The sequence below is a fragment of the Pseudomonas serbica genome, from assembly GCF_028823535.1.
Classification (GTDB): domain Bacteria; phylum Pseudomonadota; class Gammaproteobacteria; order Pseudomonadales; family Pseudomonadaceae; genus Aquipseudomonas; species Aquipseudomonas serbica.
This window is the reverse complement of sequence record NZ_JAQIYM010000012.1, coordinates 22,273-47,020: the sequence shown is the minus strand read 5'-3', so window position 1 is coordinate 47,020 and position 24,748 is coordinate 22,273. Positions and strand designations below refer to the sequence as shown.

Annotated in this window: 18 protein-coding genes; 6 read left to right on the top strand and 12 right to left on the bottom strand. The window is 61.7% G+C overall.

Going from position 1 to position 24,748, the window contains the following annotated elements:
- Positions 1-11: 11 nt before the first annotated feature.
- The 4 genes from NQL71_RS20330 to glgA are packed head-to-tail and all read right to left on the bottom strand — an operon-like array spanning position 12 to position 8,253.
- On the bottom strand, positions 12-2,786 hold the full coding sequence (locus NQL71_RS20330; RefSeq protein ID WP_274643164.1) for a malto-oligosyltrehalose synthase: 2,775 nt from the start codon (positions 2,784-2,786) through the stop codon (positions 12-14).
- Positions 2,783-4,861, bottom strand: coding sequence for a 4-alpha-glucanotransferase (gene malQ, locus NQL71_RS20325; protein ID WP_046818131.1), 2,079 nt, complete (start codon positions 4,859-4,861; stop codon positions 2,783-2,785). The genes NQL71_RS20330 and malQ overlap by 4 nt, the downstream gene beginning before the upstream one ends.
- Positions 4,858-6,654 carry a malto-oligosyltrehalose trehalohydrolase gene (gene treZ / locus NQL71_RS20320; protein ID WP_274643163.1) on the bottom strand — a complete coding sequence of 599 codons (1,797 nt, stop codon included), beginning with the start codon at positions 6,652-6,654 and terminating at the stop codon, positions 4,858-4,860. The genes malQ and treZ overlap by 4 nt, the downstream gene beginning before the upstream one ends.
- 12 nt (positions 6,655-6,666) lie before the next feature.
- On the bottom strand, positions 6,667-8,253 hold the full coding sequence (gene glgA, locus NQL71_RS20315) for a glycogen synthase GlgA (protein WP_046818133.1): 1,587 nt from the start codon (positions 8,251-8,253) through the stop codon (positions 6,667-6,669).
- Between the two features lie 557 nt (positions 8,254-8,810).
- On the opposite strand from glgA, the gene NQL71_RS20310 reads away from it, so the two are divergent.
- On the top strand, positions 8,811-9,623 hold the full coding sequence (locus tag NQL71_RS20310) for a crotonase/enoyl-CoA hydratase family protein (protein WP_274643162.1): 813 nt from the start codon (positions 8,811-8,813) through the stop codon (positions 9,621-9,623).
- Positions 9,624-9,630: 7 nt separating this feature from the next.
- Positions 9,631-10,461: an NAD(+) diphosphatase gene (gene nudC, locus NQL71_RS20305; protein ID WP_274643161.1), complete on the top strand. Its 831-nt coding sequence runs from the start codon at positions 9,631-9,633 to the stop codon at positions 10,459-10,461.
- Here the strand turns inward: nudC and NQL71_RS20300 are convergent.
- The 3 genes from NQL71_RS20300 to NQL71_RS20290 form a co-directional block, all read right to left on the bottom strand.
- The gene (locus NQL71_RS20300) at positions 10,429-11,208 is read right to left on the bottom strand and encodes a TSUP family transporter (RefSeq protein ID WP_077183740.1); all 780 of its coding nucleotides are present in this window, start codon (positions 11,206-11,208) and stop codon (positions 10,429-10,431) included. The genes nudC and NQL71_RS20300 overlap by 33 nt on opposite strands.
- 271 nt (positions 11,209-11,479) lie before the next feature.
- On the bottom strand, positions 11,480-11,956 hold the full coding sequence (locus NQL71_RS20295) for a nuclear transport factor 2 family protein (RefSeq protein WP_046818137.1): 477 nt from the start codon (positions 11,954-11,956) through the stop codon (positions 11,480-11,482).
- A gap of 56 nt (positions 11,957-12,012) precedes the next feature.
- Positions 12,013-12,576 (bottom strand): TetR/AcrR family transcriptional regulator, encoded by a 564-nt coding sequence (locus NQL71_RS20290; RefSeq protein ID WP_077183739.1) that lies wholly within the window; start codon positions 12,574-12,576, stop codon positions 12,013-12,015.
- A gap of 217 nt (positions 12,577-12,793) precedes the next feature.
- Here NQL71_RS20290 and pssA point away from each other — a divergent pair, with 217 nt between their 5' ends.
- Positions 12,794-14,137 (top strand): CDP-diacylglycerol--serine O-phosphatidyltransferase, encoded by a 1,344-nt coding sequence (gene pssA, locus NQL71_RS20285; protein ID WP_077183738.1) that lies wholly within the window; start codon positions 12,794-12,796, stop codon positions 14,135-14,137.
- Between the two features lie 57 nt (positions 14,138-14,194).
- Here pssA and efeO (NQL71_RS20280) read toward each other — a convergent pair whose 3' ends face one another.
- From efeO (NQL71_RS20280) to NQL71_RS20260, 5 genes are all read right to left on the bottom strand, one after another.
- Positions 14,195-15,019: an iron uptake system protein EfeO gene (efeO, locus tag NQL71_RS20280; protein WP_274643160.1), complete on the bottom strand. Its 825-nt coding sequence runs from the start codon at positions 15,017-15,019 to the stop codon at positions 14,195-14,197.
- Positions 15,020-15,046: 27 nt separating this feature from the next.
- A complete protein-coding gene (gene efeB / locus NQL71_RS20275; RefSeq protein WP_274643159.1) occupies positions 15,047-16,345 on the bottom strand; it encodes an iron uptake transporter deferrochelatase/peroxidase subunit in 1,299 nt (432 codons plus the stop codon).
- A gap of 18 nt (positions 16,346-16,363) precedes the next feature.
- Positions 16,364-17,569, bottom strand: coding sequence for an iron uptake system protein EfeO (gene efeO / locus NQL71_RS20270; RefSeq protein ID WP_274643158.1), 1,206 nt, complete (start codon positions 17,567-17,569; stop codon positions 16,364-16,366).
- A gap of 8 nt (positions 17,570-17,577) precedes the next feature.
- The gene (gene efeU, locus NQL71_RS20265; RefSeq protein WP_274643157.1) at positions 17,578-18,417 is read right to left on the bottom strand and encodes an iron uptake transporter permease EfeU; all 840 of its coding nucleotides are present in this window, start codon (positions 18,415-18,417) and stop codon (positions 17,578-17,580) included.
- Positions 18,418-18,692: 275 nt separating this feature from the next.
- Positions 18,693-19,847, bottom strand: coding sequence for a MalY/PatB family protein (locus tag NQL71_RS20260; protein WP_077183733.1), 1,155 nt, complete (start codon positions 19,845-19,847; stop codon positions 18,693-18,695).
- 242 nt (positions 19,848-20,089) lie between these two features.
- Between NQL71_RS20260 and fdnG the strand changes: the two genes are divergently transcribed.
- Genes fdnG through NQL71_RS20245 form a run of 3 tightly spaced genes read left to right on the top strand, consistent with a single transcriptional unit; the run spans position 20,090 to position 24,747 of the window.
- On the top strand, positions 20,090-23,155 hold the full coding sequence (fdnG, locus tag NQL71_RS20255) for a formate dehydrogenase-N subunit alpha (RefSeq protein WP_143512410.1): 3,066 nt from the start codon (positions 20,090-20,092) through the stop codon (positions 23,153-23,155).
- Positions 23,156-24,091 carry a formate dehydrogenase subunit beta gene (gene fdxH, locus NQL71_RS20250; RefSeq protein ID WP_046818147.1) on the top strand — a complete coding sequence of 312 codons (936 nt, stop codon included), beginning with the start codon at positions 23,156-23,158 and terminating at the stop codon, positions 24,089-24,091.
- Positions 24,088-24,747 (top strand): formate dehydrogenase subunit gamma, encoded by a 660-nt coding sequence (locus NQL71_RS20245; protein WP_046818148.1) that lies wholly within the window; start codon positions 24,088-24,090, stop codon positions 24,745-24,747. Before fdxH ends, NQL71_RS20245 begins: the two co-directional genes overlap by 4 nt.
- Position 24,748: the final 1 nt, after the last annotated feature.

Sequence of the window (24,748 nt, the reverse complement as noted above, 5' to 3'; positions counted from 1 at the left end):
CTGAACTGAACTCAAGTGTGGGTCGTTTGGATAAAGAGATTGACCGGGACATCCCCCAGCGCGGCGCTGATCATCAGCTCCCTGTTTTTTGTGACTGCGACGCTGGAAAAAAGTCCCTTCAGATTTTCTTCGGCATTTGTGAATGGCAAACTGACCCGGGTATCGCCCCACTGCAGCGCGTCCACCTGAGGCACGGCACTGTTTTCCAGCAGTGCCGAACAACGGATCGGCACGATGACGATGGCGCGCTTACCCTCCCATTCGCGAACAAATCCCAGCACCCGGCTTGCCTGACTGCCGGTGACTTCAAGGGCCTGGTAAGTCCCGCGTCTAAACAAATCGGCGTGCTCGGCACGCAGGTTCAACGTCTGTGCAATCAAGGCTTGTTTGATGCGCCCGTCGCGCCAATGCGCCAACAGTTCAGGCAGATCCACGGGTTGCTGCAGGGCCTGTTGGCGGCTGGCGTAATCCACTGGCCGGCGGTTATCCGGATCGACCAGGGTGAAGTCCCAGTAGTCGTTGCCCTGATACAGGTCCGGTACGCCGGGCACGGTCATGCGCAGCAAGGTTTGCGCCAATCCGTTGAGGGCGCCGGGCAAGGCGATCGTGCGGGCTACCTTGCCGAGAGCGGTGCGTAGCAGATCTCCTTCCGGGCCCAGCAGCAGGCGCTGGGTAAAGCGTTCGGTGGCGTGTTCATAAACATCGTTCGGTGCACTCCAGCTGCTCTGTAGCTTGGCTTCGCGCAGGGCTTTGCGCTGCCATTGGCTGATACGCTGGGCGTATTCCTCCAAGGCCCGATGGTCGTCGAGACGCAGGTCCAGCGGCCAGCTGCCGAGGAGTGCCTGATAGAGGATCAACTCATCGCCGCCAGACGGTATCTGGTCATGGTCGCGCAACGGGCGGGCGAGGGCGCGCCACAGGCCGACCTGTTCGACGTACCATTGACTGCGTTCACTCAAGACGGCCAGGCGTGCGCGCGTATCCTCGCCGCGCTTGTGATCGTGGGTCGCGGTGGCGAGCAGGTTGTCCGCAAACTCCGTCAGACGCTGGGCACAGGCCCCATGAAAATCGGCGATCGGGGCGCTGAATTGCTCAGTGCTGAAGCCGACGTCATTGCGCGACAGCAACACCGCCGAGCGATAGAACGCGGTGTCTTCCACGGCCTTCGCGGCGGCAGGTGATGTCAGCTGTTGAAACCGCACGCAGGCGTGCTTGAGCCGTTTGCGCAGGCGGCCAGCCGGGCGTTTTCGCCAGGGCTCGCCACCCAGCCAACCCGCGAGGCACTCAAGCACCGGCCAGTCGGCTTCACCAAGGGTCTGTCGGGCGCCCTCCATGGCTTGCTGGAAAAACACCTCGTCCTGAGGCGAACGCCCCAAGGCGCTGATGTAGGTGCGATACACCGAGAAATGCACGATCAGTTCCTGCAAGGCTCGACGGATGGCACCCAGCGTCAGGTCGCGCGTCATCAGGTCATCCCGGGCCACTTGCAACAAAGCCTGGGCCACACTTTCGAAATCGCCGGCGAGCGAACCGTTGAGAATCTGCTGGCGCGCCAGTTGCGCTTCCTGACGGAAGTCGGCCGGGCGATCGCTGTAGCGGTGCCAGAGTTCGCCCAGTGTTTGTTGACCCTCGGGATCGTGTTGCAGCAACGACAACTGGTTCATGAATTCGTAGCCGGTGGTGCCATCCACTGACCAGTCGCGGCGCAGGGTTTCGCCTTCGCCAAGGATTTTTTCCACATAGATCGGCAGGTGCCGGCCCGGTGCCAGGCTGTCGACGCGCCGGCGCAGTTTGCGGCAGTAGCCCCGTGGGTCGGCGAGGCCGTCGATGTGGTCGATGCGCAACCCGTCGATCAGCCCCTCAGCCACCAACTGGAAAATCTTTGCGTGGGTCGCCTCGAACACTGCAGGACGCTCTACACGCAAACCGCCCAGCTCGTTGACATCGAAAAAACGCCGCCAGTTGATATCGTCCGCGGCGGTGCGCCAGCTGGCGAGGCGGTAGCTTTGGCGTTCCAGCAAGTTGTGCAGGCGCTGGAAACCTTCGCTGGTCGTGGAGTCGTAGGCCTGCAGATTCAGTTCAATGGCTTGCAGCATCGCTGGATCGCCAGCCAGTTCGCGCAATTGGTCTTTCAACGGAGTCGCCAGGCCGTGGGCGTCCGTCTGATAACTCAAGGTGCTGAATCGATCTGCCAGTGATTTGAGCGGTTCGGCATCGCCCTTGAGCAGTTCACCGTAATCGCTGGGGCAAATCGGAAAGTGATGATCATAATGCTCGACGTAGAACGCGCCGCGCTGCGCATTGAAACGCAGCGCCAGGGTGCCGTCCTGCAAGGCGACACCGTAGTCGCTGCCAAGGAACGGCAACAGCAACTGGCCTTCCATCAAGGGATCGGGCGAGTGCCACTGGATATCGAAGAACTCGCCGTACGGGCTCAGGCGACCCCACTCCAATAAGTCCAGCCACCAGGGATTGTCGTTTCCGCCGACCGCCATGTGGTTGGAGACGATATCGAGGATCAACCCCATGTCCTGGGCGCGCAGCGCGCTGACCAGGCGGCGCAATGCCGCTTCACCGCCCAGTTCCGGGTTGACGGTGGTCGGGTCCACCACGTCATAGCCGTGCATGGAACCGGCGCGGGCGCTCAGCAGCGGTGAGGCATAGACATGACTGATGCCCAGGCGAGAAAAGTAGGGCACCAGCGGCACGGCATCGTCGAGGGTGAAGCCTTTATGGAATTGCAACCGCAGGGTGGCCCGGAGCGGCTTGATAGAGAGTTGATTCATTGGTCACGCTCGGCCGCCTGAAGTCGCGCGCAGGCGAGCAGTTCCAGGCGCCGGGCGGCGTCGGGATCATCGAGCAGGGCTTCGCTGTATCCGGGCAGCCGTCGCGACCAATTGGGGTGCGTATCGATCGTGCCGGGCAGGTTGGCCTGCTGTTCGATACCCAGCGCATCCTCCAGTGGCAGCAGCACCAGCGGTGCGCGGGTATGGCCGAGGAAACGCACACTGGCGTCGAGCACCTGGTCGGTCTCATGGGACTCTTCGCGAAAGTTCTGCGGGTCCTGGCTCAGGGTACGGCGCAGCCCTTCGCGCTCGCGCTCGCGGTGTTGGCGCCACTCGATTTCAGCGCTGGCATCGACCAGGCCGAGACGGGCGTTCCAGTCGATATCGCGGCCATGCCACCAGCCATTGAGGGTGGGCAGGTCGTGGGTACTGGTGGTGGCCAGGGCGTTGTCCGGCCAGTCGAGGATCGGCTTGAAGTGCGTGTTGTCCTGTTCGAACAGCAACACCCGCATGCCGAGCATGGCGCGGGCGCTGAGTTTTTCCCGCAAGCCGTCCGGCACCGTGCCCAGGTCTTCACCAAGCACGATGGCCTGGTGGCGATGGGATTCCAGGGTCAACAGGCGCAGCAGGTCGTCCACCGGGTAATACAGGTAGGCGCCATCGGCTGGCGACGCGCCATTGGGGATCACCCACAGGCGTTGCAGGCCCATGACATGGTCTATCCGCAAGCCGCCGGCGTGGGCGAAGTTGGCCCGCAGCATTTCGATAAATGCACGGAAGCCGTTGCGTACCAGGCCTTCGGGGGAAAACGCGGAAATCCCCCAACCCTGGCCCGTGCGGTTGAGAATATCCGGGGGCGCGCCAACGGTGAGGGAGGCGAGCAGTTCATCCTGGCGACTCCAGGCCTGGCTGCCACCGCCATCGGCACCGACGGCCAGGTCGGCAATCAGGCCAATGCCCATCCCGCTGCTGCGGGCGGCGGCTTGGGCGCGCTCCAGACAACGGGTGATCAGCCACTGACAGAAAGCGAAGAAGCCGATGCGCCCGGCATTCTCTTCGGCGAATTCAGCCAGGGCAGCGCTGCGCGGGTTGCGCCACTGCTGTGGCCATTCACGCCAATCGAGGCTTTCGCCCCGGGCGGCGCGGGCCTCTTGAATGGCCTCGAAGCGGCAATGATTTTCCAGTGCTTCACCCCCGGCATGGCGATAGCTGCTGAAGTCGGCGTGCAGCGGATGTTCGCCTTGCACAAAGCCTTCGTACAGCGATTGCAACAGCCGATGCTTGGCTTCGGCGGCGGTCGGCCAGTCGATCAAAGGCAGATCTTCCAGGTGCTTGAGTTCGTCGGCCAGGCCAGTGGCGTCGATTGCGGCGCGCATCGCGCGCTCGCCAAGAATCGCCCCCGGCGCGCAATACAGGCTGTTGAGAAACAAACGGCTGGAAGGCGAGTACGGGCTATAGCGGTTCGTGTCATTGGCGAACATGGCATGCAATGGACTGATCGCCAACGCTTCGGCGCCACGTTCGCCCGCTACTCGGGCCAGGTCTTCCAATGCCTGGGTGTCGCCAAAACCGCCATCGCCGGCTCGGCGCAAGGCATACAGCTGCACGCTCAAGCCCCAGGCTCGCGGGATCGGGCTGTCCACGGCATCGCCCACGCTGTAGCAGCGCTCGGGGGCCACGGCCAGGGTGAAGCTTTGCCCGTCGATGTCGACGTGCTGGTAACCGACCGGAATCAACCCCGGCAGAACGGCCTCGGCATCCAGTTTGAGACTGAGTCGCGAGCCATCTTCAAGATGGACCTCACAGGGTGTCAGCGGCTCGAAAAAATGCGCCAGGTTGAGCCCGACGCCAAAATCGGCAGTGATCAGCGGTGGCAGGTGGCGGGTTTGCTGCACCTGTTGCAATTCGAGCAGGCTGGCGTCGATTTCCTGGGCGCTGCCGGCCGGGTGGCCGAGGCCGGTGAGGACGTTGCGCAGCACCGAAGGTGCGACTTTTTGCGGGCGCCCGTTGGCGTCGATCCAGTCGACCGCCAGGCCGGCCCGTGTGGCCAGGATTTCCAGTTGCGCATCACTCATTGGCGCTCTCCATCAAGGGGTAGCAAGGGGGCCGCGGCCGTGAGGCTGACAAGCGCGCAATACGGGGGCAAGGTGCCTTGATCCAGCTGTTGGCCAGACCCAGGCGGCTGTTCGAACAATAAAGTAGCCACAGCCGGCGGCGTGTGGCTCACCGGCCTGGCGCTGAGGTTGAGGTCGATGCGCAGTTCGCTGCCATTGCCCAGGCGCCACGACGCGCTCACCGCACCGGTGCCCAGCACCTCGGCATCCAGCGCCTGGGTGCCGGGCAGGTGAGGGATGATGTGCCGATGACGTACCTGCAACAGTTGACGATAGAGTTCATGCGTCGCCGATGGCTCGGTGGAGGTCAGGGCAGGGCGCGACGCTTCGAAGGTCTGCGCGGCGTTCGGATCGGGAATCCGTTCACGTTTATCCGGGTCGGCAAAGGCGCTGAACGCGGCAAATTCATTGCGCCGTCCTTCGCGCACCAGCCGCGCGAGCTCGCCGTGGTGGCTGGTGAAAAACAGGAAGGGTTGTTCGGCGGCGAATTCGTCGCCCATGAACATCAGGGGAATCATCGGCGACAGCAGCAACAACACTGTCGCCGCTTTCAACGCATCGGGGTTGGCCAATTGATGCAGGCGCTCGCCAAAGGCGCGATTGCCGATCTGGTCGTGATTCTGCAGGAACAATACGAATGCGCTGGGTGGCAAATGTCCACTGGGCTCGCCGCGTTGCTCACCATGGCGGTTGATGTGACCCTGGAACACGAAACCCTGGCTCAGGCAACGGGCCAGTTGTTCGGTGGGGTTGTGTGCATAGTCGGCGTAATAGGCATCGGTCTCGCCAGTGAGCAGTACATGCAAGGCGTTGTGGCCGTCATCGTTCCACTGCGCGTCGTAGCCCTGTTCGAGCAGGCTGGCCTGGTTGTGTTCGTTTTCCACCATCAGCCACACATGGCGCGACGGATCAGCCTGCTGACGCACCCGCTGGGCCAGTTCCTGGAGAAAATCCGGGTCTTCGATGGCATGCACCGCATCCAGGCGCAAACCGTCGAAACGGTATTCCAGCAGCCACATCAAGGCATTGTCGATGAAGAAGTCCCGTACCTCGCGACGACGGAAATCGATGGCCGCCCCCCAAGGCGTGTGCCGGTCTTCACGGAAGAAGCCCTTGGCATACCGGTGCAGATAATTGCCATCCGGGCCGAAGTGGTTGTAGACCACGTCGAGGATCACCGCCAGGCCAAGGCCATGGGCGGTGTCGATCAGATGCTTGAGCTGTTCGGGGGAACCATAGGAGGCCTGGGGCGCATAGAGCAGCACCCCGTCGTAGCCCCAATTGCGCTCGCCGGGAAACTGCGCGATCGGCATCAACTCGATCGCGGTGACACCTAGCTCGACCAAGTGCGCCAGGTGTTGCTCGACGGCAAGGAAACCGCCGAGGGCACCTACGTGCAGCTCGTAGATCACCGCTTCGTTCCAGGGACGCCCCTGCCAGGTCGTGTGGCGCCATTGGTAGGCCAACGGGTCGACTACCACGCTGTGCTGGTCGATGTCCCCGGCCTGGGCGCGGGAGGCCGGGTCGGGCACCTCCAGTTCGCCATCGATGTTGTAGCGGTAGCGCGTACCCGCCGGGCACGGGGTGTTAATCACGAACCAGCCGTCGGCCTGGGGCAACAACGGCAAGGACTGTCCATTTTCCAGCTCGACACTGACGTAGAACGCATCTGGAGCCCACAACGCGAATCGTGTGTTTTTCGGGTCCAGTTTGATTGCGCCGTGGGGCCAGGTCTCAAGGGTCCGTAACGGCATCTCTAAAGCCTCTTACTGTTTGTGCGATTTCCCCAAGGCTTTGGCCACAAGCTGTTCGTAGAGTTCGGCGTATGGTTCGACCGCCTTGCACCAGTTGAACGGTGCGGCCATGGCGCGGCAACGCATGGCGTGCAGCAGGTCGGGGAAGGCGAAGACCTTGAACGCGCGGCTCAGGGCTTGCTGATAACTTTCCACGGTGGATTCATCGAACAGAAAGCCGGTCACGCCGTCTTCGATGGTGTCCGCCAGGCCACCGGTATTGCGTGCCACCGGCAACGAGCCAAAGCGCTGGGCGTACATCTGGCTCAGGCCGCAAGGTTCATAGCGCGACGGCATCAACAGGAAATCGCTGCCGGCAAACATCCGCCGGGCGTCGGTTTCGTTGAAGCCGATGCGCACGCCGATCTGCCCGGGAAAACGCAGGGCCAGTTCGCGCATGGCCTGTTCTTCTTCCGGCTCGCCGCGGCCGATGATCGCGATCTGGCCACCGGATTTGACGATGTATTCGGAGACCGCTTCGGTCAGGTCCAGGCCCTTCTGGTAAACCAGGCGCGAGACCACGGCGAACAGTGGACCTTCACTGTCCTGCAGGCCGAACAACTGGCGGACATGGGCCGCGTTGACCGCTTTGCCGTCCCAGTCGCCGATGTTGAAGGGGCAGAACAGGTGCGGATCGGTGGCCGCATCCCAGCTTTCGTCGATGCCGTTGGGAATGCCGCTGAGCAGGCCTTGCTGGGTCTTGGCAGCCAGAAAACCGTCGAGACCGCAGCCGAAGTCCGGCGTGGTGATTTCCTGGGCGTAGGTGGCGCTGACGGTGGTGATGTGGCTCGAATAGGCCATGCCGGCCTTGAGGAACGACATCTTGCCGTAGAACTCCATGCCTTCCTGTTGCAAGGCGTGGTGCGGAATGCCCAGTTCGGGGCAAGACCCCAGGCTCGTCACGCCCTGGTAAGCCAGGTTATGGATGGTGAACAGGGTCGGCGTGCGCTGCCCACGCCAGTGCATATAGGCAGGGGCCAGGCCCGCGGGCCAGTCATGGGCGTGCACCAGGTCCGGGCACCAGTGGATTTGCGCGAGGTTGGCGGCGATATCGGCGGCCGCCAGGCCCAGGCGGGCGAAACGGATATGGTTGTCCGGCCAGTCGCGGCCATTGTTGGCGCCATAGGGCGAACCTTCGCGCTCGTAGAGCTCGGGGCAGATCAACACGTAAATGACCAGACCGTCAGGCATGTCCATGCGCCCGATCTTGCACGGCGGGAGCGCCGCATGACCACCGAGTTCGCCGATGATGTGAATCGGGTTTTCACTGTGCAGCACCTGCGGATAACCGGGAATCAGCACACGCACATCGTGCAGGTGCGCCATGGCCCGAGGCAGCGCGGCGGAAACGTCGCCCAGACCGCCGGTTTTCACCAGGTCGGCAATCTCGGAGGTGACGAACAACACTTTCTTCTTGTTGGGGTTCTGGCTGGCTACAGGTGCCAACGTCCGGGTCCCGGTAACGCTGATCGCTTGCGCACTGGGAGCACTGACGGCGCTCGATTCGCCGACCTGTTGATGAGCCAGCTCTCCCTGAACATCCAAAGCCGCACTAATCATATGAATCTCCCGTGTTGTTGATCTAATTCTTAGGTCTGGCAAACGGTGTTTCGTGGCCGATTCCTGCAGCCGGGCGCAAAAGCGCTACGCATCGGGAGCAAGCGCTGCCCAAATGCGCTGAAGCAGAATGGGTGAATAAGCCATTGCAAGGATTGCACCAGTCGCAACGCACCTACCTTCTACTCGACCGACCATGTGCGGCAAAAGTTTCGACTTTTTTTCCACTTTATGACCGACCGGTCTTCCCCCGAGAAACCCAGTCTAGGCCAGAACTTAGAGCGGTAAAGCGCTGATGGCAAAATTGTTCGACAATCGGTTTGTTTAGGTACGGACGTGCCGGATAGCGGTGCAAGCGCACCGACGAAGGGCAGTTTTTTTTGCGATTCAGCTGCTTTTGGTCACTTGGCAGTCACAGAACTGTGCGCAGTGTTGCGACGGCCTTGCACTGTTGTGGTGCGCTTGAGGGTCCCGCTTTTGGCCGAACCACTGCCTTACCGCCAGCCGGGCTGCCTTGTTATAGTTCGGGCTCTTTTTTTGCCCGCTGAAGGATCACTAGCATGTCTCAATACACAGCGTTCAACGTCGAACTGGTGGATAAAATTGCTCATGTGCAAATCAACCGCCCGGAAAAAGTCAACTCGATGAACGCTGCCTTCTGGACCGAGATCATCGAGATCTTCCAGTGGATCGACGACACCGATGAAATTCGTGCGGTGGTGATCAGTGGCGCAGGAAAGCATTTCTCCTCCGGCATCGACCTGATGATGCTGGCCGGCGTGGCCAATGAGCTGGGCAAGGACGTCGGACGCAATGCGCGCTTGCTGCGCCGCAAGATCCTCACCCTGCAGGCCTCCTTCAATGCGGTCGACCAATGCCGCAAACCGGTGCTCGCGGCCATCCAGGGTTATTGCCTGGGCGGGGCCATCGACCTGATCGCCGCTTGCGACATGCGCTATGCCGCCGAAGACGCGCAATTCTCGATCAAGGAAATCGACATTGGCATGGCCGCCGACGTCGGTACGTTGCAACGCTTGCCGCGGATCATCGGGGACGGCATGCTGCGTGAGCTGGCTTACACTGGTCGCACTTTCGGCGCCATCGATGCGCGGGATATGGGCCTGGTCAATCGCGTCTACAGCGATAGTGCCAGCCTGCTCGATGGCGTCATGGGCATCGCCCGGGAGATTGCGAGCAAGTCGCCGATTGCCATAACCGGCACCAAGGAGATGATCAGCTACATGCGCGATCATCGCATCGACGACGGCCTGGAATACGTTGCCACCTGGAACGCCGCCATGCTGCAATCGACCGATCTGCGCGTGGCCATGGCCGCCCATATGAGCAAACAGAAACCCGAATTTCTGGATTGATTGAAAAATGACTCAACGCTGGACCACGGCAGTACTGGACACCGACCAGCCCGGCGGCTGGGCGGTAGCGCGCAGCCCCGAAGGCTTTTTGTTCGATGACAACGGCGCACTGTTCCCGCGCGAATGGCTCAAGCGCCAGGACTTGGCGATTCTCGCCGAGCTTGGCATCGGCCACCTCGATGGCGAGCCGGTGTACCTGCTGGAGCTGCGCAGTCACAGCGAAGTGCCGGGCTGCAACTGGAAAGGCTTGCGGGCGTTCATGCTCGAGGGCGATCACACGGTGTTCAAGGTCCTGGGTTATGCCGCGCAGATCGGCACCTGGGCCCGGGAGCACCGTTTTTGCGGCAACTGCGGCCAGGCCATGGCCCAGGTGCCGCGTGAACGGGCGATGTATTGCCAGCCCTGTGATTTGCGCAGCTATCCGCGGATTTCCCCCAGCATGATCGTGCTGGTGACCCGTGGTGATGAGGTTCTGCTGGCACGCTCGCCACGTTTTGTCGCCGGGGTCTACAGCACGCTGGCGGGGTTTGCCGAGCCTGGCGAATCGGCGGAGGATTGCCTGATTCGCGAGGTGCGTGAAGAAGTGCGGATCGAAGTGAAGAACATCCAGTACATGGGCAGCCAGTGCTGGCCATTCCCGCACTCGATGATGCTCGGCTTCCATGCCGAATACGCCGGTGGCGAGATCGTCTGCCAGGAGGACGAGATCGAGGACGCCCAGTGGTTCAACGTCCACGCGCTGCCGCCGTTGCCGGCGTCACGTTCGATTGCCCGTTACCTGATCGATGCCTATGTGGCGCAGCGCTTAGGCCACGCTGAACCAGTGCTGCCAGGCTAGGCGTACGGTCAGGCCCAGCACCACGGTGATGAACACCGGACGGATGAACTTCGCGCCGCCACTGATGGCGGTGCGAGCGCCGAAGAAAGCCCCGACCATCACCGACAGGCCCATGCTCAGGCCGATGATCCAGTCCACTTGCCCGGAAAACACGAACACCGACAGCGCCGCAATGTTGCTGACGAAGTTCATGCTGCGCGCCACGCCGCTGGCCTTGACCAGATCGATCGGGTACATCAGCAGGCTGCTGACGGTCCAGAACGCGCCGGTGCCGGGACCGGCCACGCCATCGTAGAAGCCCAGGGTGAAGCCTTGGGTCGACTGCCACTTTTTCCTGATCGGTGCTTCGCTGTCCAGCGGCGCTTTCGGCGTGCCGCCAAACAACAGGTAAAGGCCGCAGGCAAACACGATCACCGGCAGCATCTTGTTCAGCCATTCCGCCGGCAGGTAATGGGCGACCACGGCGCCGGTCAGTGCGCCGACCAGGGTGCCGACGATGGCGTGCATCCATTGCCGGGGGTGGAACAACTTGCGGCGGTAAAAGGTGAAGCTGGCGGTGGCCGAGCCAAAGGTCGAACTGAGTTTGTTGGTGCCCAGTACCAGGTGCGGTGGCAGGCCAGCGGTCAGCAGGGCCGGGGTGGTCAACAGCCCGCCGCCGCCGGCGATGGCGTCGATGAAACCGGCAATGAAAGCGACAAAGGCGAGGATCGCCAGGGTGGTAAGGTCAACGCTGAGTTCGAAAGGCATGGAATCGGCTTAATCGGCGGGGGGCAGCAAAGGGCTGCGGGGAAGGGCCGGTATCTTACCTTTATCCAACTCTGGCCGCGACCTGTCTGGCCGCTCGTCGTTAGAACTTTTGCTGTGCCAACAGAGGAGCAGCAAATTGCTTCTGATACACCAACGAACCTTGTAGGAACCGGCTTGCCGGCGAAGGCGTCCCTGGGCCTGGCGCTGGTCTCGTGGGCCCTTTCGCTGCGATGCGGCGACCCGACGAGCCAGCTCCTACAGGGTGTGGGGGTTACAGGCCCAAATCAGACAGGCTTGGATGATCGTCAGGACGACGCCCCAGCGGCCAGTGGAATTTGCGCTCGCTTTCCTTGATCGGCATGTCGTTGATGCAGGCGAAACGGCGCGCCATCAGGCCGTGTTCGTTGAACTCCCAGTTTTCATTGCCGTAGGAGCGGAACCAGTTGCCAGAATCGTCGTGCCATTCATAGGCATAACGCACGGCGATGCGGTTATCGGTAAACGCCCAGAGTTCCTTGATCAGGCGATAGTCCAGTTCCTTGGCCCATTTGCGCGTCAGGAAGGCCTTGGCTTCTTCACGGCTATTGGCGAACTCGGCGCGGTTGCGCCATTTCGTGTCCAGGGTGTAGGCCAGCGATACCCGTTCCGGATCGCGGGAGTTCCAGCCATCTTCGGCCAGGCGAACTTTTTCGATGGCCGATTCACGGGTGAATGGCGGCAATGGCGGACGAACTTCGGCATTAGACATTCAGGTCTTCCTATAAGATTGACGTTCAAACAAGATGTCACTACTTGATCCAGTACTTACAGGTCCAATAACTTTCGCGCCATGCATTGCGCATTATCGGCGGCACTGTAGTCACCCATGACAAGTGCGACGGTGATGGCTCCGTCGATCAGGATCAGCAGCTGCTTGGCGAGCGTTTGCGGATCCTCGGCGCCATGTTCGGTACACAGCTCGCACACGTAGTCGAGCAGTTTCTGTTTGTGCTCTTTGGCGACCAGGCGAACCGGGTCCTGCGGGTCGCCAGTTTCGCCGCTGGTGTTGATGAAGGCGCAGCCGCGAAAGTCTTCGCGGACGAACCAGGACTTGAGCACGGTAAACAGGTTGAGCAGACGGTCGGCCGGGGTTTGTGCCTGGTCGACTTCGCTCCTGTACCAGTGCATCCAGCGTTGGTCGCGGCGTTGCAGGGCGGCGACGGTCAACTCCTCCTTGTTGGCGAAGTAGCGATAGATGCTTTTTCTGGAGACGCCGGCGGTTTTCACCAGGAGATCCATTCCAGTGGCGGCAATGCCACTTTTGTAGATCAACTTTTCGGTGACGTCCAGGATGATGTCGCGGGTGTCGTTGCTATTGATTTCGTTCATGTGGCTAACAGTAGAACGATCGTTCTCCTTGGTCAAAAGTTATTTTTGCGGCGTTCATTAAAAAGCCTTCGCTGGCAAGCCAGCTCCTACAGGGGAGTGCGATCAAACTGTAGGAGCTGGCTTGCCAGCGAAGGCGTCCGATCAGACACCAACAAGACCCAAACCGAACGATGGTGTAAGCTCTCAAACTCTTCGGATTCGACCCATTGCGAGCCCTATGCCGTCGCTTTTCAAACGCTCCCTGCTGCCCAAACTGCGCAGTTTCCCGCTGACCGCCGATGCCGTCACCATCCTCTGCGGCGCCGCCGAGTTCCGTCGTTGCCTGCTGGAAAAAATCGCCAGCGCCACCCAGCGCATCTATATCGTCGCGCTGTACCTGCAACAGGACGAGGCCGGCCAGGAAATTCTCGATGCCTTGCACGCGGCCAAACTGGCGCGTCCGGAACTGGACGTGGTGGTGGTCGTTGACTGGCTGCGTGCCCAGCGCGGGTTGATCGGTGCCGGCAAGCAGCCGGGCAACTCGGCCTGGTATCAGGAAATGACCCGCACCCACGAAAGCGTCGTGCCGGTGTATGGCGTGCCGGTGCAAACCCGTGAGCTGTTCGGCGTGCTGCACCTGAAGGGCTTTGTCATCGATGACTGCGTGATCTACAGCGGGGCAAGCCTGAACAACGTCTACCTGCACCAGTTCGACAAGTACCGATACGATCGTTATCACCTGCTGCACAACCGCGCCCTGGCCGACTCGATGCATCACCTGGTGCAGCACGGCCTGGTGGCCTCCAAGGCGGTGCATCGCCTGGACCTGCCGAACCTGCCGACTACCCGCAGCCTGCGCAACGACATCGGCGACTTGCGCAGCCGTCTCAAGCACGCGGCCTACGACACCACCCAGGGCACCACGGACAAAAGTGGATTGTCGGTCAGCCCGTTACTGGGTGTGGGCAAGAACAACCCGTTGAGCCGGGTGATCATCGAGTTGATTGCCAGCGCCCGGCATCAGCTGACCATTTGCACGCCGTATTTCAACCTGCCATTGGCGGTGACCCGAGAGATCAACCGGGCGCTGGCCAGGGGGGTGAAGATCGACATCGTGGTCGGTGACAAGACCGCCAACGATTTCTACATCCCACCGAGCGAACCGTTCAAGGTGATCTCGGCGCTGCCGTATCTCTATGAGATCAGCCTGCGCCGCTTTGCCAAGCGGCATCAGCGCAACATCGACAGCGGCCAGTTGAACCTGCACCTGTGGAAGGACGGCGACAACACCTATCACCTCAAGGGCATGTGGGTCGATCAGCGCTACACCTTGCTGACGGGCAACAACCTCAACCCGCGGGCGTTTCGTCTCGACCTGGAAAACGCCTTGCTGATCGACGATCCGCAAGATGAACTGCTGGAACCGCGGCGTACCGAGCTTGCACAGATTTTTCAGCACACCCGGCGCATCGAGCGCTACCAGGACCTGCAAACCCTGCCGGATTACCCGGCGGGGGTGGCGAAGTTTCTCAAGCGGGTGAGCAGGGTGAGGGTTGAGCGGCTGCTTTACCGCATTCTGTAAGGCCGAAAAAGCATCGCTGGCAAGCCAGCGAAAGCGTCCGCCCAGACGCTACAAAACTCAGTTCAACCCCAACTTTCCCCGCAACGTCGACAAATCCTCAGCCAACGTATTCACCGGCCCCACCAGCGCCTTGCGATCGTTTTCCTTCACCTTGTCATAAGTCTCGAAGCCGCCATCCTGCGTCTTGTACTTGGCCAGGATCTTGTCCACCGTGGCGAAGTTCTTATCGACCTTGGCGACGAACGCCGCGTCCTGTTTCTCGATCTGCGCACGGAACAGGTCGACGATTTTCTTCGCCCCGTCGATGTTGCCCTGGAAGTCGTACAGGTCGGTGTGGCTGTAACGGTCTTCCTCACCGGAGATCTTGGTTGCGGCGACCTCTTCCAGCAGCGCCGCGGCGCCGCCGACGACTTTTTCCGGCGGGAAGGTCAGGCCGGCGACGCGGGTTTGCAGGTCGGTGACGTCCCTGTTCAAGCGATCGGCGAGCTGATCCAGGCCCTGGGTGCTGTTTTGCGCGAACAGCGAGTACTCGATGCGGTGGAAACCGGTGAAGTCTTCGGCCGTCACGCCTTTTTCGTGGTCATCGACCCGGGAGTCAATGGAGGCGTCCAGGTCGCTGAACAATTCGGCGATCGGCTCGATCGACTCGTAGTAGACGCGAGTCGGGGCGTAGAGTTTTTTCGCGGTCGCCAGGTCGCCTTTTTTCACCGCGTCGGTGAACTGCCGAGTGTGACTGGCCAGTTCATCCAGTTGCTCGGTGACGTAGATCTTGTAGTCGGAAATCGGCTGCACCAACTCCAGCGGCGCCGTTGCCGCGAATGCCGCAAGCGGGGTGTTGAGCAAGCCAAGGGCCAGCAGTAATGCGAGTGGCGACTTATTCATGGGGCGGCTCCGTCGATGTTGTGGTGGTCAGACTGTTGTTGCGGGTTGTTCGGCTTCAAGCAGCGAACGGCCAAGGAAGTCCTGATCGCCGGTGACACCTGGCAGGGTGAAGAAGTACCCGCCGCCGACCGGCTTGAGGTATTCCTCCAGCGGCTCGCCGTTGAGTCGGGTTTGCACGGTGATGAAGCCTTTTTCCAGGTCGGCCTGGTAACAGATGAAGAGCAAACCCATGTCGAGCTGGCCGTTCCTGTTCACACCGTTGGAGTAGTTGAACGGCCGGCGCAAGATCAGGTTGGCCTGGGTCGCGGCGGTGCGTGGGTTGGCCAGGCGGATATGCGCGTCGAGCCGGGTTTGCTTGCCGTGCGGGTCCTCGGCATAGTTCGGGACTTGCGATTCATGCTGGCCGCCCATGGGCGCACCGCTGGCCTTGACGCGACCCAGAATGCTTTCCTGTTCCTGCAGCGGCGTGCGGTCCCAGCGTTCAACGAAGTTGCGGATGATCCGCACCGCCTGATAGCTGCCATTGGCCGCCCAGGCCGGTTCGTCGCCGCCGGGCTGAACCCAGACAAGGCTGTCCATTGCGTGGGCATTGTTGGAATCGGGGTTGGCCGAACCGTCGCGAAAACCCAGGAAGTTTCGCGCGCTTTGTGCCGGCATCCCCGGCTGGGCCGGGGCCTGGGGCGGCACGCTGCCTTCCTGCTTCCAGCGCACCAGGAGTAAATCCGGCAGGTTCTTCACGATGTCGCGCAGGGCGTGGATGTTGGTGTCGGTGGTGTTGGCGCAGAACTGGATGCTCAAGTCGCCGTGGCAGCAATCGGCTTCCAGCGCATCGTTGGGGAAACCGACCATTCGGATCAAGCGCTTGGGTTTGACGTCGCTCAGGCCGAAACGCTCGTCGAACAGTGACTCGCCGACCGACACGGTGATGGTCAGGTTATCCGGCGTGACCACAGGCCCGAGAATCCCTGAATCCAAGGGGGGCAGTTTCGGATCGACCTGAGCCACCGGGCCGCCTTTCATCAAAAACGCGATGCGTTCGTTCAGGGTGCGAAACAGCCGCGCCAGGTCCTGTCGATCGCTGGCCAGCACGTCGAAAGCCACCAGCATGCCGGACGCCGGGCGTGGCGTGACGATTCCACTCTGGTGTTTGCCAAGGAAATCATGACGGTCCTGGGTGCGCTCGCTGCTCGGTGCCTCGGTCACTTGCGCGGGGCTGGCGGCCATGGCCGGGCAGCTCAAGGCTACACCTGCCAGTGCGACACCGGCGGCGCCCATGCCCATTAGTACCCGGCGGCGCTGAAGGTTGAATTGCTCTGGATCATTCATCTGAAAGTCGTCTTCTGCTTACAGGCCGGAAAGGCCGAGGGCGGGGTCTATTGCATCGAGTGCGGCGGCCAGTGCCTTGGCCTTGTCGGCGATCTGTTGGCGTTGCGCGGGGCTGACGCTGTCGTAGCTGGCATAACCGCCGTCGACCTTGAACCCGTCGAGTTCGGCAGCGAAATCAGCCAATGCCGTGTCGATGTTTGTCAGCAGTGGCGCATCGGATTTGCCCAGCAATGGGCGCAACAGCTCGACGACCTTGCGGCTGGCGTCCAGGTTGCCGGCGAAGCCGTTGAGGTCGCTGTGGCTGTAACGCTCCTCTTCGCCCGACTGGGCGCGCACCTGGGCTATGTTGTCGAGATTGCGCACCACGATGCTCACCAGTTGCTCCGGCGCCAGGGACTGGGCCAGCAACTGTTGCTTGAGCGCGGTGACGTCCGTCAGCAGGCGCTGGGCAAGCGGTGCCAGGCCGTCGAGGTTGCGTTGCTGGAACAGCGCATATTCGAGGCGATGGAAGCCCACGAATCCCGGATCCTGTTCGCGCTTTTCGAAGTAGTCCGCACGGGCGTTGATCGCGTTGTCCAATTGCCCCAGGCGTTGCGCGGCGGGCGCCAGTCTCTGATATGCAGCGCGCGCCGGCAGGTACATCGCCTGCGCCTGTTCGAGGTCGCCGGCCCCAATGGCTTGCTCCAGCGCCGCGACGGCCTTGATCAGCGCCGTACCCTGACTGCTCAGGTACACGCGGTACTCCGACAGCGGTCCGACAAACGCCAGCAGTGCAGGCCCGGCCTTGGCGGCGGCTTGCGACGCCGCCGTCGGGGTGACGTGCAGCGTGCCGCGGGGGTTGCTCAGCAGGCCGCAGGTGATGGTGTAATCGCCGGGCAACAGGTTGGCGTTGATCACCTGGCTTAGCCCGGGCGCGATGTTTTCCCGTTCCTCGACCACCAGCACGCCGTCCAGGATTTCCCATTCGACGGCGCGATCGGAGCGGTTGACGATGCGAAAACTGGCGCGCCCGGCCGGCACCGTCAGGGCGTTCGGCTCGCAGCTATGGCCGGCAATGGTCACCAGCACCTGGTCATGGTTGGCCTGGCGTTCGCGCTTGGCCGTGGCCAATTGCGCGGCGTAGTAGAACAGCCCGCCGGCGGCGATCATCACGATTGCCGAACCGGCCACCGCCCAGCGCAAGGCTCGGGGTGGGGAGGCTTGGGGTGGAGTTTGATCTGGCATGGTTGCCCTTACTGACTGGAAGCCGAAGAAGATTGTTTGCCGGGAGCGGCGGCGGGCATGAAGAACATCGCCAGCGCCACCAGCAGATAAATCAGATAGGCGCCGAGGGTGCTGATAGTCGGGGTGTCCTGGTAACCGAACATCCCGGCCAGCACCGAACCCAGCGGGCCGTCCATGGGCAGCGTGGCGCTGAAGTCGAAGAGCACGGCCTGCCAGTGATTCCAGACCCCGGCTTCGTGCAGCGCCTGTACCGAGTTGGCCAGGATGCCCGCCGCCACCACCAGGATGAACAGGCCGGTCCAGCGGAAAAACGCGCCGAGATTGAGGCGCATGCTGCCGCTGTAGATCAGGAAACCGACGACGATGGCCAGTATCAAGCCGAGCAGGGCACCTATCGGCGCCGCCGGGCCTTCGCTTTGCTGGAACACTGCGAGTAGGAAAAACACCGTCTCCAGGCCTTCGCGGGCCACGGCGAAAAACACCATGGCAATCAGCGCGAACACCTGGTGCCGGGAATTGTTCAACGCATGATCGAGGGAAACGTGCAGCGAGTGCTTGATCGACCGCGCCACCTTGCGCATCCAGAACACCATCGAACTGAGAATACCGACCGCGACCAGGCCGACGACACCTTCAAACAGCTCCTGCTGTTTCTGCGGGAACTCGGCGCTGACCAGCTCCAGGCCACCGCCTACCAATAGCGAAAGAGCGGCGGCGAGAAACACCCCGACCCACACCGCGGGCATCCATTGGCCACGTCCGGTCTGCTGGAGGTAACTGGCGATAATGCCAACGATCAACGCGGCTTCAATGCCTTCGCGCAGCATGATCAGGAAAGGAACGAGCATTCAGCACCGTGGGGAATTAGATAGGGTGCTAATTTGTAACATAATGACACTCATTCCCATATGGGAGTGATTGACAATTAGCTGAACGTAAGCTGAACGATTCTCAAGATGTGATTCAGCTTCAGGACGCCTTCGCTGGCAAGCCAGCTCCTACAGGATTTGTGTAGGGGTGGGGATCTGTAGGAGCCAGCTTGCTGGCGATGGGGCCGTTGGATATTGCATCCGGCTTTGGGGCGCCATCGCTGCGCGGACAAGTCAGCTCCTACATAGGGCGATCAAGCGTTACGATGCCGCAAACTACGCTCCATCCGCGCAATCCCTTCCTCCAGCAATGACCGCGGGCAGCCGAAGTTCAGGCGTACGAACTGTTGGCAGTCATCGCCGAAATCAAGGCCCGGGCTCAGGCCCACTTTGGCTTGTTCGAGGAAGAACTGTTGCGGGTTGTCCAGCCCCAGCGCTGAGCAATCGAGCCAGGCCAGGTAGGTGCTTTGCGGCACGTTCAGGGTGATGCCTGGCAAACGGCGGCGCACGGCGTCGACCAGGTAATCGCGGTTGCCCTGCAGGTAGTCTTTCAACGCGGCCAGCCACGGCGCGGCTTCGCTGTAGGCGATGCGGGTGGCTTCCATGCCCAGCGGGTTGACGCTGTCGACCATGCCGCAGCGGGCATGGTTGACCTTCTCGCGCAGGTGGCGGTCCTGGATGATCATGAACGAGGTTTTCAGGCCGGCGATGTTGTAGGCCTTGCTGGCCGACATCAGGGTGATGGTGCGCTGGGCGATTTGCGGGCTCAGGGACGCCATCGGCAGGTGTTGGCGGCCGTCGAAGCACAGTTCGGCGTGGATCTCGTCGGAAATGATCCAGGCCTCGTTGGCCAGGCAGATGTCGGCAATGGCCAGCAGTTCTTCGCGGCCGAAGGCTTTGCCCAACGGGTTGTGCGGGTTGCTCAACAGCAGCGCGCCGCCACCTTGCAGGGATTCGTTCAAGGTTGCCAGTGGCGTGGTGTAGGTGCCGTCGGGCTGCGGGTCGAAATTCAGCTCGACCTTGTTCAGTCCCCAATGACCCGGCGCGTGACGCAGGGGCGGGTAGTTCGGGACCTGCACCACCACATTCTGCGCCGGCTGGACCAGCGCCTTGAGCGCCATGTTGAAGCCCGACTCGACGCCCGGCAGGAAGATCAGCTCCTGGGGCTCGACGCGCCAGGCGTACTTGTTCCACAGATCGGCCACGATGGCTTCGCGCAAATCGTCCTTGGCCGTGCTGTAGCCGAGCAGCGGATGTTCCAGGCGTTTTTGCAGGGCCTGGACGATCATCGAAGGCGCGGCGAAATCCATGTCGGCGACCCACATCGGCAGCACGTCGGCCGGGTAGCGGCTCCACTTGGTGCTGCCAGTGCCGTGGCGGTCGAACACCTGATCAAAATCGAAAGTCATGCGCAAATCTCATAAAGGCCGGGTTAAACATGGCTGCAATGATAAGCGCCAATCCCTGTATTGAACACAATCGCTATGGGAGCGGCGGTGTGTGCCGCTCGATGATGGGCCGACGGTCGGTTCTCATGGTGAATTCGACAGCCTTGTCTAAAATTCAAGAGTCGGCAGCCAGACTGCCGCCACCGTGAATGTCCAGAAAAATCCGCCAAAGCAGCGGATTTCCACCTGATCAGGAGTGCACGATGGACCTCAGCCGTCGTCAGTTCTTCAAGGTCGCCGGCATCGGCCTTGCAGGCTCGAGCCTGGGCGCGTTGGGCATGGCCCCGACTGCCGCTTTCGCCGAGCAGGTGCGTCACTTCAAGCTCGCCCACACCCATGAAACCCGTAACACCTGTCCGTATTGCTCGGTCGGCTGTGGGTTGATCATGTACAGCCAGGGCGATGCCGCCAAGAATGTCGCGCAAAATATAATCCACATCGAAGGTGACGCCGACCACCCGGTCAACCGCGGCACCCTGTGCCCCAAAGGTGCAGGCCTGCTCGATTTCATTCACAGCCCCGGACGCCTGCAGTACCCGCAGATGCGCAAGCCCGGCAGCAGCGAGTGGACGCGCATCTCCTGGGATGAAGCGCTCGATCGCGTCGCCGACCTGATGAAGGCCGACCGCGACGCCAACTTCATCGAGAAAAACGCCCAGGGCCAGACGGTGAATCGCTGGCTGACCACCGGTTTCCTCGCGGCATCGGCGGCGTCCAATGAAGCAGGCTATATCACCCACAAGGTGGTTCGCAGTCTCGGCATGCTGGGGTTCGATAACCAGGCGCGTGTCTGACACGGTCCGACGGTGGCAAGTCTTGCCCCGACGTACGGCCGTGGAGCCATGACCAACCATTGGACCGATATCGCCAACGCGAACCTGGTCCTGGTGATGGGCGGTAACGCAGCAGAGGCGCATCCGTGCGGCTTCAAGTGGGTGACCGAAGCCAAGGCGCACAACAAGGCGCGGCTGATCGTGGTCGACCCGCGATTCACCCGGACCGCTTCGGTGGCCGACTATTACGCGCCGATTCGCACCGGCACCGACATCGCCTTCATGGGCGGGCTGATCAATTACCTGCTGACCGAGGACAAGATCCAGCACGACTACGTGCGCAACTACACCGACGTGTCGTTCATCGTCAAAGCCGGCTATGGCTTCGAGGACGGGATTTTCAGCGGCTACGACGCGGCCAAGCGGACCTACACCGACAAGTCCGGCTGGGGCTATGAACTCGGCGAAGACGGTTTTGCCAAAGTCGACCCGACCCTGCAGGACCCGCGCTGCGTCTATCAACTGATGAAGCAGCATTACAGCCGCTACAACATTGAACTGGCGAGCCAGATCTGCGGCATGCCGGTCGACGCCATGCAGAAAATCTGGGAGGAAATCGCCACTTGCTCGCAACCGGGCAAGACCATGACCATCCTTTACGCCCTGGGCTGGACCCAGCACTCGATCGGCGCGCAGATCATCCGCAGCGCGGCGATGGTGCAACTGTTGCTGGGCAACGTCGGCATGCCGGGTGGGGGCGTGAACGCCCTGCGTGGGCACTCCAATATCCAGGGCCTGACCGACCTGGGCCTGCTGTCCAACGCGCTGCCGGGCTACCTCACGCTACCGGGCGATGCCGAGCAGGATTACAACGCCTACATCCTCAAGCGCACGCAGAAACCGCTGCGGCCGGGGCAACTGTCCTACTGGCAGAACTACAGCAAATTCCACGTCAGCCTGATGAAAGCCTGGTACGGCGCCAATGCCACGCTGGAAAACAACTGGGCCTACGACTATCTGCCGAAACTGGACATCCCCAACTACGACATCCTCAAGGTGTTCGACCTGATGGGCCAGGGCAAAGTCAACGGCTACATGTGCCAGGGCTTCAACCCCATTGCCGCGTTGCCGGACAAAAACCGTGTGATGGCCGCGCTCGCCAAGTTGAAATGGCTGGTGGTGATGGATCCCCTGGCCACCGAAACCTCGGAGTTCTGGCAAAAGGTCGGGCCGTATAACGACGTCAACAGCGCCGACATCCAGACCGAAGTGATCCGCCTGCCCACCACCTGCTTTGCCGAGGAAGACGGCTCACTGGTCAACAGCAGTCGCTGGTTGCAATGGCACTGGAAGGGTGCCGACGGCCCAGGGGAGGCGTACACCGACATCCGCATCATGAGCGAGCTGTTCCTGCGCCTGCGCCAACGCTATCAGGCCGACGGCGGCGCCTATCCCGACCCGCTGCTGAAACTGTCGTGGCCGTACAAGGTCGCGGACGAACCGTCACCGGAAGAACTGGCCAAGGAGGTGAACGGCTACGCCGTCAGCGATTTCACCGACGCCACCGGGGCGCTGATCAAGGGCAATACGCAACTGGCCGGTTTCGGTCAACTCAAGGATGACGGCGGCACGGCATCCGGTTGCTGGATCTTCTGTGGCAGCTGGACCGAAACCGGCAACCAGATGGCCCGGCGCGACAACAACGACCCCTATGGCATGCACCAGCATCAGGGCTGGGCCTGGGCTTGGCCGGCGAACCGGCGGATTCTCTACAACCGCGCCTCCGCCGACCTGCAAGGCAAGCCGTGGGACGAGAAAAAGCGCCTGGTGTGGTGGAACGGCAAGGCCTGGGCCGGCACCGATGTGCCGGACTACAAGGCTGACGTGGCACCGGAAGCGGGGATGAATCCGTTTATCATGAACCCCGAAGGCGTGGCGCGGTTCTTTGCCGTCGACAAGATGAACGAGGGACCATTCCCCGAGCACTACGAGCCGTTCGAGACGCCGATCGGCATCAACCCGCTGCACCCGCAGAACAAGAAGGCCACGAGCAACCCGGCGGCGCGGATCTTCGACTCGGTGTGGGATACCCTCGGCGTGGCCAAGGATTACCCGTACGCCGCCACCAGCTACCGGCTGACTGAGCATTTCCACTTTTGGAGCAAGCACTGCAAGCTCAACGCGATCACCCAGCCCGAGCAGTTCGTCGAGATCGGCGAAGTGCTGGCCAGGGAAAAAGGCATCGTCGCCGGCGACCGGGTGCGGGTCAGCAGCAAGCGTGGCTTCATTGAAGCGGTGGCAGTGGTGACCAAGCGGATTCGTCCGCTGCAGGTCAACAACCAGGTGGTGCACCAGATCGGTATCCCGCTGCACTGGGGTTTCACCGGGCTCACGCGCCACGGCTACCTGACCAACACCCTGGTGCCGTTCCTCGGCGATGGCAACACCCAGACCCCGGAATCCAAGTCATTCCTGGTCAATGTGGAGAAAGTCTAAATGGCCAGCCAAGACATCATTGCCCGCTCGGCCACCACCACTGTGCCCTCATCGGTACGCAACCTGGAGGAAGTCGCCAAGCTGATCGACACCACCAAGTGCATTGGCTGCAAGGCTTGCCAGGTCGCCTGTTCGGAATGGAACGAGCTGCGCGACGAGGTCGGCCACAACCTCGGCACCTACGACAACCCCCAGGACCTGACTGCAGAAACCTGGACCCTGATGCGCTTCACCGAGCACGAAACCGACGCCGGCAACCTGGAGTGGCTGATTCGCAAGGACGGTTGCATGCACTGCGCCGAACCCGGTTGCCTGGCCGCGTGCCCCAGTCCCGGGGCAATCATCAAGCACGCCAACGGCATCGTTGATTTCAACCAGGACCATTGCATCGGCTGTGGCTACTGCATCACCGGTTGCCCGTTCAACATTCCGCGTATCTCGCAGAAAGACCACAAGGCCTACAAATGCACCCTGTGCTCGGATCGCGTGGCGGTGGGGCTTGAGCCGGCCTGCGTGAAGACCTGCCCGACCGGCGCCATCGTGTTCGGCTCCAAGCAGGACATGAAGGAGCATGCTGCCGAACGCATCGTCGACCTCAAGAGTCGCGGCTTTGACAACGCCGGCCTGTACGACCCCGCCGGTGTTGGCGGCACGCACGTGATGTATGTGTTGCACCACGCCGACACGCCCAGGCTGTATGCCGGCCTGCCGAGCGACCCGGTGATCAGCCCGCTGGTGAGCCTGTGGAAGGGGGTCAGTAAACCCCTGGGCCTGTTGGCCATGGGATTGGCGGTTCTGGCCGGATTTTTCCACTACGTGCGGGTCGGTCCACAAGTGGTCGAGGAAGATGAACTGCCGCCGCCCATCGATCCTGCGGTACATGAAGTCGATCCATCGGTGCACACCTACGATCCGAAGCGGGAGGACAGGCCATGATCCGCAAACAGATCCTTCGCTATACCGCCAACCAGCGCACTAACCACTGGCTGGTGGCGATCCTGTTTTTCATGGCGGGGCTGTCCGGGCTGGCGCTGTTTCATCCGGCGCTGTTCTGGCTGAGCAACCTGTTCGGTGGCGGGCCCTGGACACGCATCCTGCACCCATTCATGGGCGTGGTGATGTTCGTGTTTTTTCTCGGGTTGGTGGTGCAGTTCTGGCGCGCCAACTACTTCATCGACAACGATCGCCTGTGGCTGCGGCGCATCGACCGGGTGATGAAAAACGAAGAGGAGGGCGTGCCCGCCATCGGCAAGTACAACCCAGGGCAAAAGCTGCTGTTCTGGACTTTACTGCTGTGCATGGTGGCACTGCTGTTCACCGGTCTGGTGATCTGGCGCGCGTACTTCAGCGAGTACTTCGGCATCACCACGATTCGCTGGGCGATGTTGCTGCACGCGCTGGCCGGTTTCGTGCTGATCCTGAGCATCATCGTGCACATCTACGCCGGCATCTGGATCAAGGGCTCGGTCAATGCCATGCTGCATGGCTGGGTCAGCCGCGCCTGGGCGAAGAAACACCACGAACTCTGGTACCGCGAGGTGACCCGAGAAGAGCGTCCGCGTTCCGACCCACCGCTGAGCAAAAAAGGATAAC